The organism is Flavobacterium sp. KS-LB2, assembly GCF_036895565.1.
Lineage (GTDB): Bacteria > Bacteroidota > Bacteroidia > Flavobacteriales > Flavobacteriaceae > Flavobacterium.
Genome location: NZ_CP145904.1, coordinates 3039076 through 3051602 on the forward strand (window position 1 = coordinate 3039076; position 12527 = coordinate 3051602).

The 12527-nt window shown below is 34.0% G+C and carries 10 protein-coding genes; 6 read left to right on the forward strand and 4 right to left on the reverse strand.

The window, feature by feature from the left end:
* Positions 1-14 precede the first annotated feature (14 nt).
* From surE to V5J73_RS13050, 5 genes are all read left to right on the forward strand, one after another.
* A complete protein-coding gene (gene surE / locus V5J73_RS13030; RefSeq protein ID WP_338646399.1) occupies positions 15-794 on the forward strand; it encodes a 5'/3'-nucleotidase SurE in 780 nt (259 codons plus the stop codon).
* Complete coding sequence (locus tag V5J73_RS13035) at positions 787-1059, forward strand: hypothetical protein (protein ID WP_338646400.1); 273 nt, start codon at positions 787-789, stop codon at positions 1057-1059. The genes surE and V5J73_RS13035 overlap by 8 nt, the downstream gene beginning before the upstream one ends.
* A gap of 108 nt (positions 1060-1167) precedes the next feature.
* Entirely contained in the window at positions 1168-2280 is a 1113-nt protein-coding gene (lpxB, locus tag V5J73_RS13040; RefSeq protein ID WP_338646401.1) for a lipid-A-disaccharide synthase, read from the forward strand.
* Positions 2281-2326: 46 nt separating this feature from the next.
* Positions 2327-2848 carry a C40 family peptidase gene (locus V5J73_RS13045; protein ID WP_338646402.1) on the forward strand — a complete coding sequence of 174 codons (522 nt, stop codon included), beginning with the start codon at positions 2327-2329 and terminating at the stop codon, positions 2846-2848.
* 69 nt (positions 2849-2917) lie between these two features.
* Positions 2918-4957: a ComEC/Rec2 family competence protein gene (locus V5J73_RS13050; protein ID WP_338646403.1), complete on the forward strand. Its 2040-nt coding sequence runs from the start codon at positions 2918-2920 to the stop codon at positions 4955-4957.
* Position 4958: 1 nt separating this feature from the next.
* Here V5J73_RS13050 and V5J73_RS13055 read toward each other — a convergent pair whose 3' ends face one another.
* The 4 genes from V5J73_RS13055 to V5J73_RS13070 are packed head-to-tail and all read right to left on the reverse strand — an operon-like array spanning position 4959 to position 11001.
* Complete coding sequence (locus V5J73_RS13055; RefSeq protein ID WP_338646404.1) at positions 4959-5420, reverse strand: thioredoxin family protein; 462 nt, start codon at positions 5418-5420, stop codon at positions 4959-4961.
* Between the two features lie 45 nt (positions 5421-5465).
* A complete protein-coding gene (locus V5J73_RS13060) occupies positions 5466-7271 on the reverse strand; it encodes a peptide MFS transporter (protein WP_338646405.1) in 1806 nt (601 codons plus the stop codon).
* 4 nt (positions 7272-7275) lie between these two features.
* The gene (locus V5J73_RS13065) at positions 7276-8820 is read right to left on the reverse strand and encodes a peptide MFS transporter (protein WP_338646406.1); all 1545 of its coding nucleotides are present in this window, start codon (positions 8818-8820) and stop codon (positions 7276-7278) included.
* 9 nt (positions 8821-8829) lie between these two features.
* A complete protein-coding gene (locus V5J73_RS13070; RefSeq protein WP_338646408.1) occupies positions 8830-11001 on the reverse strand; it encodes a S9 family peptidase in 2172 nt (723 codons plus the stop codon).
* 179 nt (positions 11002-11180) lie between these two features.
* Between V5J73_RS13070 and V5J73_RS13075 the strand changes: the two genes are divergently transcribed.
* A complete protein-coding gene (locus V5J73_RS13075) occupies positions 11181-12497 on the forward strand; it encodes a hydroxymethylglutaryl-CoA reductase, degradative (RefSeq protein ID WP_338646409.1) in 1317 nt (438 codons plus the stop codon).
* Positions 12498-12527: the final 30 nt, after the last annotated feature.

A 12527-nucleotide genomic window follows, 5' to 3' on the forward strand; every position in this document is an offset into this window, starting at 1 on the left:
TTGCACTATAAATAATGAAAAATAGCAAACCTTTAATTTTAATAACAAATGATGACGGTATTTCAGCTCCAGGACTTAAAGCTTTAATTGCTGTTATGGCAGAAATAGGTGAAATAGTTGTCGTAGCTCCTGACAATCCTCAAAGTGCCATGGGCCACGCCATTACCATAAATAGCACCTTATATTTGAATAAAATTTCTAAAGAAAACGACCCTTTTTTAGAATATAGTTGTTCTGGAACACCCGTAGATTGTGTCAAACTTGCGGTTAATGAAATTCTGAAACGAAAACCAGATTTATGTGTTTCCGGTGTAAACCATGGATCAAATTCTTCTATCAATGTGATTTACTCTGGGACTATGAGTGCGGCAGTCGAAGCAGGCATCGAAGGTATTCCAGCTATTGGTTTCTCTTTGTTGGATTATGATTGGAATGCCGATTTTGAAACTATAAAATCTTTTATTCGAAAAATAGCATTAGAAGTTTTAGAAAACGGACTTCCAGAAGGAGTTGTTCTAAATGTAAATTTTCCAAAATTAGAAGAAAAAGATATTAAAGGAATCCGAATTTGTCGTCAAGCGAAAGCACTTTGGGTAGAGAAATTTGACAAACGAAAAACACCACAAGGAAGAGACTATTATTGGCTGGCTGGAGAATTTGTAAACCAAGACAAAGGCGAAGATACCGATGAATGGGCATTACAGAACGGATACATATCCGTGGTCCCTGTTCAGTTTGACCTAACGGCACATCACACAATACAACAACTTAACACTTGGAAATGGAATGAATAAAAAAGACTTGTTTGTTGGGTTTTTAATTGGCATTGCGAGTGCCATTCTTGGGAGTTATATTTTTATAACTTTTTTTACTGATTTTAATTTTATTGCAGGAATACAAATCATGAAATCACAAGGGAATTTAGGTAAAATCATAACATTAGGCTCTATTCTTACTTTGGCAGCATTTGGTGTTTTACTAAAAATGAATAAAGAAACAATGGCGCGTGGTGTGGCTTTATCCGTGATAATCATGGCAATTACAACTATGTTTACTTAAGAAATCTTAATAGTTTATCTTTGTAAATCGAAAAAAATAGATTTTTAAAAAAGCAATATGATTTTATAGGTTTGAAAAACAGATTTATAAACTCTTAATCAAAAAAGCATGAAATATTATATTATAGCAGGTGAAGCTTCTGGGGATTTACACGGTTCAAACTTGATGAAAGAGCTGTATCAAAAAGATCCAAATGCTGACATCCGTTTTTGGGGTGGCGATTTGATGAAAAATGTTGGCGGTACTTTAGTGAAACACTATCGGGAATTAGCGTTTATGGGTTTCATCGAAGTGATTTTTAACTTAAAAACTATTTTGAATAACATCAAAATATGCAAAAAAGACATTCTTGAGTTTCAACCCGACGTTCTTATTTTCATAGATTATCCAGGTTTCAATTTGCGCATAGCAAAATGGGCCAAAGCATTAGGCATGAGAACGCATTATTATATTTCACCTCAAATCTGGGCTTGGAAAGAAAGTAGAATTACCGATATCAAGCACGATATTGACAAAATGTATGTGATTTTACCTTTTGAAAAACAATTTTACGAGGATAAACATCATTTTCCAGTTGAATTCGTAGGACATCCTTTAATCGATGCTATACACAATCAACCCGCAATTGATCCAATACTTTTTAGAAAAGAAAATCAATTAGACGAAAAACCAATTATTGCTATTTTGCCAGGGAGCCGAAAACAGGAAATTACCAAAATGCTATCTGTAATGTTGAGTGTTGTCAATGATTTTCCCGACTATCAATTCGTAATTGCCGGCGCTCCAAGTCAGGAATTCTCTTTTTATAAAAATTTCATTTCTCATGAAAACATAAAATTCATTTCCAATAAAACCTATGACTTATTGCGAAATTCAACTGCCGCTTTAGTCACTTCAGGAACTGCAACTCTGGAAACGGCACTTTTTAAAGTTCCGGAAGTGGTATGTTACAAAGGCAGCTGGGCTTCCTACCAAATTGCGAAACGAATCATCACGCTCAAATACATTTCATTGGTAAACTTGATAATGGATGAAGAAGTAGTAACCGAATTAATACAGGAGGAATGTACTACCAAACGCATTAGTGAAGAACTTAAAAAAATTCTAGAATCCAATCATCGTAATACGCTTTTAGAAAAATATGCGTTATTAGAAGACAAATTAGGAGGCATTGGCGCCAGCGAGAAAACCGCTAAATTCATTGTTTCTGATTTACAATAGTTTACAACTAATTTATTACTATTTAAATTCATCAAAAAAAATTCTTTTGAAACATTTCGCATTTCTACTATTGATTCTTATTTTTTTTACGGCTTGTAAATCTACTTCCCCCATAGTTACTTCTAAAAAACCAGACACCAAAAAAGAGAAATTAACGAAATCCGATAAAAGAAAATCAAATCGTTTGGCAGAAGAACTGATTGATGCAGCAGCTGAAAATCTTGGAGTAAAATATAAATATGCAGGCACAACAAAAGCAGGTTTTGATTGTTCAGGCTTGATGTACACCATTTTTAGTTCACATAACATAACCCTTCCTCGTAGCTCTTATCAACAGTCAAAAATAGGTGAGGTTATCAATACAGAACGTGAAGAGGCGCAAAAAGGAGACTTAATATTCTTTAAAACCAACAAAAATTCACAGATAAATCACGTAGGAATCGTCATTGAAGTCAATGATGATGAGATAAAATTCATTCATTCTTCTACTTCAAAAGGAGTAATTATTTCCTCTACAAAAGAACCCTATTATAAAAAAACCTTTGCACAATTAAATCGGGTGCTATAGTCAAGCTAAAAAGCTATATAACTTTTAAAAATAAAGTTTTTTCTTGCTAAAAATGCGTACTTTAGATACATGAAAGTACTCCATTTTCCTTTAGCGAGAATAACAATTGGATTTATTTCAGGAATCCTTTTCGCCTACTACTTTCATCTACCGCTATCATTACTATTTATCTTACTTTCAATATCCATTACTGTTTTTGGAGTGTTGTATTTTTTATTCAAAAACAAAAGTAACAAGATCTTCTATTTTGGTCTGACAACATATCTTCTGTCTTTTCTTATCGGAATTTCGACTCAAGTAATTCACATTGATCATTTTCAGAAAAGCAATTACAGTCATAATACTACTATTTTTGAAAAACCGCATTCCATTTCCATAATCATCCGCGAAAAGCTAAAAAGCTCTCCGTTTAGCGACCGGTATATTGCCATTATAAAACGCGTAAATGAGAAAAAACAAACAGGAAGAATAATCCTAAACATTCAAAAAGACAGTTTGCATCATGAATTCGAGATTGGAGCGCCTCTATTGATTAAGGACATTTTATCTAAAAACAGACCTCCTACTAATCCGAATCAATTTGATTATAGTAAATATCTCGATAATAAACAGATCTACGCACAACTGTATGCTGATGTTGACGAAATCAAAATTGGAACTGAAGTTGAGAAAAACATATGGTATTATTCTTCTAAATTAAGAACCCGAATTATTCATAATTTAGAAAAAAACAACTTCAACAAAACCGAATTAAATGTCGCCATAGCTTTAATAATGGGACAACAACAAGATATTTCACCAGAAATTATTCGGGATTATCAATATGCTGGAGCCGTACATATCTTATCCGTTTCAGGACTGCACATTGGATTTATTTTGGTTTTTGTAACCTTCCTTTTAAAGCCAATTCCGAATACGAAACGAGGTTCATTTATAAAACTACTCATCATTCTTGCCTCTTTATTCAGTTTCGGAATCATTGCGGGTTTAGCGCCTTCGGTAGTTCGTTCTGTAACGATGTTTTCATTTGTTGCCATTGGAAATCATTTACGAAGAAGCGTCAATATTTACCATACATTAATCGTTTCTATATTACTGATTTTACTTTTTGAACCTTCATTCTTATTCGACGTTGGTTTCCAGTTAAGCTATTTAGCCTTATTTTTTATCATTTGGTTGCAACCGCTGTTATCCTCCTTTTGGCAACCTAAAAACAAAATTTCAAAATACATTTGGGACATTCTTACGGTATCGTTTGCAGCACAAATAGGAACATTACCATTAAGTGTTTACTATTTCCATCAATTTCCAGGTTTATTTTTCGTGACCAATATAATTGTAATTCCATTACTAACCATCATCATGATTTTGGGTGTTTTAGTCATGCTTTTAGCCGCATTCAATGTTATTCCTGTATTCCTTTCACAACTATTGGAATGGAGCATTTATTACTTGAACAGAATCATCAATGCCATTGCATCATTAGAACAATTTATAATCCAAGACATTCCATTGCATTTTTACCTATTAATCAGTAGTTATTTGTTGCTTTTTACTGCAATTATTTGGCTAAAAAAACCCAACTTTAACAAATTAGTACTGGTATTAGTTTCTATAATAATTTTACAAATTTCGTGTTTAGGTATTCAATGGAACACTCAAAACGAACAAGAATGGATTGTTTTTAACATCAAAAGAAATACATTACTTGCAGAACGAAATGGGAAAAATATTACGGTCTACGCCAATGACAGTATTTTGAAAACTGCACAAAAAAATAATGCATTAAAGGCGTATCGAATAGGGAATTTAAGTAGTCTTAGAGAGAAAAAAATACTGCAAAACCTTTTTTATTTTAATGGAAAAAAGATTTTCATTTTAGACAGTTCAGGTATTTTTCCAAAAAACATACATCCGGATATCATTGTACTGACTCAATCTCCCAAAATAAATTTTGAACGCTTGTTGCAAACTATAAAACCAAAGATGGTCGTAGCAGATGCCTCCAATTATAAAACCATTCAAAAACAATGGAAGGCAGCTTGTATCAAACAAAAAATCCCTTTTCACGCTACAAGTGAAAAGGGATTCTATAAATTGAATGACTAAATTATTTCTTTTTCAGAAATTCATTTGCAACAGCCAACCACGCAGATGGTCCGCCAGCAACATAACCCGTACTTCCTAAACCTACAAAATTCACTTTACCATCGACAGTGGTAACATTCGCAAAATGGATTGTTGGGAATCCTTGAATTGCAAAAACTTGCTGTAATTCGTCGTTTTGTTTTTTAATCTCAGGAGTCTGTGGTGCTCTTCTAGGATAATCTAATTCTACAAGAACTACATTATCTTTGGCCCAAGTAGCAAATTCAGGTGTTTTCAATACCTCTTTTTGTAACCTGATACACCATCCGCACCAATCGCTACCTGTAAAAAATAACAACATTGGTTTTTTAGTTGCATTCGAAACTTCCATAGCCTTAATGACATTGGTTTCCCAAACTAATTCTTGTGCTTCTGCTGCAAATGAACCCGCAAACAATAATAAAGCAATTATTATTTTCTTCATATTTATACCTTTTAATTATTGACAAATCAAAAACAATGCCTAAAATTATCGAACACCATGCATTAATTTTTTAATTATCGGTGCCATCAAAATAGAGAATAAAGCCACCACTATAGATATTATTGCTAGCATCCAAAAGAAATAACTCAATCCATGTTCGTCAGCAATTTTATCAATATTTTCTCCAAACATACCTGCACCTTTCATTCCAATTGCTACTGCAAGATACCAAACTCCAAACATAAATGCAATCATTCTTGCTGGAACTAATTTACTTACATAAGACAGTCCTACTGGCGAGATACACAATTCAGCCATTGTATGGAAAAGATAGACTAGAATCAACCAAATCATACTTACTGAAGCCGTTTTGGCACCAGCTTCGATTCCGCTTGCGCCAAAAGCGACACATGCCATACCAAGTGCTAATAACCCCATTCCTATACCATATTTCAAATTCGCAGAAGGATTGTATTTACTCTCCCACCATTTAGAAAACAATGGTGCTAATGAAATAATAAACAAGGAATTTAAGGTAGAAAACCAAGTTGCTGGAACTTCGGTTAAAGCCGTGGTAACTTTATCAATTTTCAATGCTTGCAAAGTTGAATCTGATAATGATAAATAGCCTGCTGTATAATAATCTTTTGTCAACATCCAGATTGCTATTGTCCAAATAATTATAAAACTCACACTTAGAATAATATTAGCAAGAGCGTAAAATTTAAAAGTTTGTTTGAATAATAAGATCAATACCCAAGTAATAATTACTAATGGTAGAATCGTTATCAATGAATTCATCACTAAAAATACTACACTCCAATTACCTGTTAAAACTCTATCCGTATAATCATTCGCAAAAATGGTTAAACTGTTTGGAGACTGTTCGAAAATTGCCCAAAAGAAAATAGTCAAAAATGCAAAGAAGGTAACTGCTATTAATTTTTCTTTGGTGATTTTAGAATACTGAGTAAATCTATACACTAACAATACAATAAACACAACTAGTGCCGAAACTATAGCAATAGAGTTTCCGTTTTCACCAAGGAATGAAAAAACATTCACTTTTCCTCCTGATATCTTGGAAGCGGGATCATTTAATAGCCACAATAAAGCTAATAACGACGAAAATGCAATAGCAGCTAATTGTATAGGTGTAAAAGGATTTCTTTTATCTGTATCCAATGCTTCTGCCTTTGCTTTGCTTTCTTTATTTGGTTTCAAACCAATGTCTCCAAAGATATTTTGAGACAACCAAAACTGTAACATTCCAAAGAACATAAATATTCCAGCAAGACCAAAACCATACGTCCAACCCACTTTTTCTCCTAAATATCCACAAAGTAAAATACCAAAGAAAGCCCCGGCATTTACACCCATATAGAATAAAGTATAGGCCCCATCTTTTTTCTCAGGACGATCTTTGTACATTTCAGATACGATTGATGTCATGTTTGGCTTGAAAAAACCATTACCAAAAACCAATAATACTAATCCTAAGTAAATAGAAAATTCTGTTTCAATAGCCATAGAAGCGTGTCCTAAAGTCATCAAACTGGCACCTACAACAACTGCCCATCTAAAACCTATCACTTTATCGGCAAAATAACCACCTAACATTGTGGATAAATAAACCAAACCTACGTAAGATCCAAATAATGCAGAAGCATTTTCACGAGTCCATTCCCAACCACCATCTGTAAAGGAAGCAGTTAAAAACAATATCAATAAAGAACGCATTCCATAGAATGAAAATCGCTCCCACATCTCTGTGAAGAATAAAACGAATAACCCCGCTGGATGTCCTAGAACGGTACTTTTAAAAAATTGATCTGTAGTATTTTCACTCATAGTATTAATTATTTAATTCTTTATCAACTCCGTGCATTAATTTTTTGATTATTGGCGAAAGTACTAATAGTACTAATCCAAAACCTAGTCCTGTATAAAATAAATATTCAAAAAGAACTAAGTAACTTTCTTTAGCCAAATTCAAATCAGGCGCTGTACCATTTGACGTATCTACAGAAGCGATATTCGCTAAAATAGAGGCAATAAATTCAGAACTGGCTGTTGCCAAAAACCAAACGCCCATCATGAAACCAACGATTTTTGCCGGAGACAATTTAGTCACTGCAGAAAGTCCTACTGGTGACAAACTCAACTCTCCGCAAGTATGCAAAAAATAAGCTAATATCAACCAAATCGCCGCTACTTTTCCTGTACCAGAAAGATTTATACCCATAACTAATGCGCCAAAACCCAAACCTACTAAAGCTAATGCTAAAGCAAATTTCACCGCTGTATTTGGATTGTATTTTCCTAAATTTGGCCATATCCAAGCAAAAACTGGGGCGAGCAAAATTATAAATAAGGCATTAAAACTTAAGAACTGTCCGGCAGAGACTTCATGACCAAAAATAGTTCGATCTAAAATTCTATCAGCAAATAAGTTCATAGAAGTATACGCTTGTTCAAACAACGCCCAAAATACAATTGTAAAAACGATTAAAATAGTCAAAGCAATCAATTGATGACGTGCTTTACCATCTAACTGCGTAATGGCATAATATACAATATAAACAAAAGAGATTCCTCCTGCAATTTTCAAAGCCCATGAAACTGCATCGTGATTTTGAACCATTTGCCAAAACAACAATGTCGACAATACACTTCCAATATAAATTAACCATTCCTTTTTAAGTCCAAATGATTTTTCCTCTAAGAACGAAGCATTGTTTGATTCTCCTTTTCCATTCAATAATTTTCTACCGGAAATAAAAGTTAGTAATCCAAAAAACATTCCAACTCCGGCTGCTCCAAAACCATAACTCCAACCATATTTTTCTCCAAGCCAAACGCAAATTAACGTAGCTAAAAAAGAACCTAAGTTGATCCCCATATAAAATAAGGTAAATCCAGAATCTCTTCTTTTATCGCCCGTTTCATATAATTCTCCCACTAAGGACGAGATATTGGCTTTTAGAAAACCAACTCCAACAATAATTAGCGATAGGGAAAAGTAAAATATTTGCAAGGCAGTTTCGTCCCGCGTAATTTCGCCTGTTATAGATTCAGTTGCGGCATTTCCTTCATACGCCATTCCTATATGACCCAAAACCAGCATAATACCTCCAAAAACAATTGCTTTTCTAAATCCAAGGTATTTATCGGCTATGAAACCACCTATTACAGGCACAGCATATACTAAAGCAGCATAACTACCAATTAATAAGTTCCCTGAAGAATCCGAAAACAAATGGTATTTTGTCAGATAAAAAATCAATAAAGCTTTCATACCGTAGAACGAAAACCGTTCCCACATTTCGGTAAAAAACAATATAAAAAGCGCTTTTGGATGTCCAAAAAATTCTTCCTTATTCAATGCGTCGTTTGTCATAAAGCGCTGTTATAAATTTTCTTTGATAAAATTAGTCATTTTAGTGTACAACTGAACTCTGGTTTTTCCACCGTAAATTCCGTGATTATTGTCTGGATAAATTTGCGAATCAAATTGTTTGTTAGCCTGAATCAAAGCTTCCATCATTTGCATAGAGTTTTGAACATGCACATTATCATCTCCTGAACCGTGAATCAAAAGGAATTTCCCTTTCAACTTATCCACATGATTTATTGGTGAGTTATCATCGTAACCGCTCGCATTTTCCTGTGGTGTCGTCATGTAACGTTCCGTATATACACTGTCATAAAAACGCCAGTTTGTAACCGGAGCTACAGCAATTGCCATTTTGAAAACATCATTTCCTTTCATGATACAATTAGATGCCATAAAACCACCATACGACCAGCCAAATATACCAATTCTAGATTTATCCACAAATGCGTAATTTCCTATCACTTTTGCAGCGTCAATCTGATCTTCTACTTCGTATTTTCCTAATTGCAATTGTGTTACTTTTTTGAAAGCAGCTCCTTTAAAACCAGTTCCACGTCCATCTACACAAACCACAATATACCCTTGTTGTGACAGCATCATAAACCAGTAATCATCTGTGCTGTTCCATTCGTTATTCACTTGTTGTGAACCCGGACCAGAATATTGGTACATGAAAACAGGATATTTTTTAGCTGAATCAAAATCTTTAGGTTTAATCATCCAAGCATTTAGTTCATTTCCTTTGTCCGTTTTTAAAACAAAAAACTCTTTAGCGGGCAAATTATAACTTTTTAGCTTCGTAGCCAATGATGCATTGTTTTCAATGACCTGAACCTGTTTTCCGGCTTTGGCTTCGTTTAGCGTGTAGGTAGTCGGTTGAGACGCGCTAGAAAACGTATTGATGTAATATTGAAAATTCGGACTGAATGTAGCTGCATTCGTTCCTGTATTTTGCGACAAACGCAATTTGTTTTTTCCGTCAAGTCCTATTCTGTAAACATCTCTATTGATAGATCCATTTTCAACAGACTGATAGAAAACTGTATTTGTCTTTTGGTCTAAACCATAGTAATTTGTTACTTCCCAATTTCCTTTGGTCAGTTGATTTTTTAATTTGCCATTTTTATCGTACAAATAAATGTGATTGAAACCGTCTTTTTCAGAAGTCCAAATAAAACTGTTGTCTTTCAAAAAGGTCAAATTATCCGTTACATCAACATACGCTTTATCTTTTTCGTTCAAAATTACTTTTGCAACTCCTGAATTACCATCGATAAATAACAAATCCAAATTGTTTTGGTGGCGATTCAATACCTGCGCAGACAAGATATTTGCATCGTTAGTCCATTTCATTCTGGCAATATAAAAATCATTGTATTTCCCAAGATTTATATTTTTCACCGCATTTGCATTCACATCATAAACATGTAACGACACTACAGCGTTCTTCTCACCAGCTTTTGGATATTTAAATGTTTGCATCGTTGGATACAAGTCTTTTCCAAACATGGACATGGAGAATTCTGGAACCTGACTTTCGTCAAAACGAATGTAGGCTACTTTTTTGCTGTCAGCACTCCAATCAAAAGCTTTTACAAAAGCAAATTCTTCTTCGTAAACCCAATCCGTAATACCATTAATAATACTGTTTTTTTGTCCGTCTGTAGTAATTGGAGTCGATGTAGCGGAGGCTAAATCATATACATACAAATTATTTTCTTTGGCGTAAGCAATCTTTTTCCCATCAGGAGAAAAGGTTGGTTCTTGAACCTGAAAATCAAATAATTTATTTAATTTTTTACTAGTAATATCATATAAATAATAATCAGCAGTAAACGAGTGGCGGAAGATTTGATTGGTATTACAAGCCAATAAAATCATTTTTTCTGAAGCATCAAACGTGTAACTATCAATCCCATTTGACAACTCCTTGTGGGATTTTGTATCTATAAGTGTAGCTACCTTTTTTAAAGTTGCAAAATCGTACAAATCAATTTGCATACTTCTGGAACTGTAATCTAAATTCAATACAGTGTACTGATTTGTATTTTTCATGGACTGTAACTCGTCCATTCCTTGAGCACGAAATGTGCCGTTGTACATTTCATCAATTGTGATTTTTTGTTGACCAACAACAGATAAACACAGAAATAAAAATAAGGCAATAATTTTTTTCGAATACATGATATTTCTTTAAATATAAAAACCGTCAATTTTAGTGAAAAATTTACAATAATTTCACATTCGATGTGTTAAATGTTAAAAACAATATTCTAAATGCCCATTTTTTGAGGATACTATCATAGCAAACAAAACCGTTAAAATCGTATATTTGCACTTATACATACTATAATCTATTGAGAATGAATAAGGCCATTAGCGGATTTTCTAAATTATCCAAAGAAGAAAAAATTAGTTGGATTGCCAATCAATATTTTTCTACACCTGCAGAAGCCATCTCCTTGCTGAAAAACTACTGGAATTCGGATGAAAAAATACAGAAATTACACGATGAATTCATCGAAAACACGATAACTAATTTCTATATTCCGCTGGGAGTTGCTCCTAATTTCCTGATTAATGGAAAATACAGCACCATTCCCATGGCTATTGAAGAAAGTTCTGTTGTTGCTGCTGCCTCCAAAGCTGCTAAATTTTGGTCCACGCGAGGCGGATTTAAAGCAACTGTAATCAATACCGAAAAAATAGGTCAGGTTCATTTTATCTACAAAGGTGATATTTCAAAACTGAACTTATTTTTTGCCCAAAACAAAAATAAATTTTTCTCAGAAACAGAATCGATTACCACAAATATGCAAAAACGCGGTGGCGGAATTTTAGACATTGTTCTAAAAGACAAAACCGATTTATTGCCGAATTATTTTCAGTTGCATGCCACTTTTGAAACTAAAGATAGCATGGGAGCAAATTTCATCAATTCGTGCCTAGAACAATTTTCTAAAACTCTAAAAGAAGAAGCACATAATTATGACTTGTTCACGGAAACAGAGAAAGAGATTGAAGTCGTAATGAGCATTCTTTCGAATTATGTTCCAAATTGCATTGTAAGAGCCGAAGTGTCTTGTCCGATTGCTGATTTAGAAGAAAAACACATTACTAATCCTCTCGAATTTGCCGAGAAATTTGTGCAAGCCGTTCAAATCGCCGAAGTTGAACCCTATCGTGCCGTAACGCACAACAAAGGAATCATGAATGGAGTAGATGCCGTAGTTTTAGCAACAGGAAATGATTTCCGTGCTGTCGAAGCAGGAATTCACGCCTACGCCTCACGAAACGGAAAATATTCCAGCCTTTCACACGCTAAAATTGAAGAAGGTATTTTTACTTTTTGGTTAGAAATTCCTTTAGCGTTAGGAACTGTAGGTGGTTTAACTTCTTTGCATCCGTTAGTAAAACTATCATTGGAAATGTTGGAAAAACCATCTGCCAAGGAGTTAATGCAGTTTGTAGCGGTAGCGGGTCTGGCCCAAAACTTTGCTGCTTTGCGATCTCTAACTACAACTGGAATTCAGGAAGGACACATGAAAATGCATTTGAACAACATCATCAACCAGTTTGAAGCTAATGACGAAGAACGTGTTTTGATTCAGAAATATTTCAAAAAAAATACCGTTTCGCATAGTGCAGTAGTCACCTTTATTGAAGGTTTAAGAAAATAATTTTATCTTGAAGCAACAAAGAATAAGATT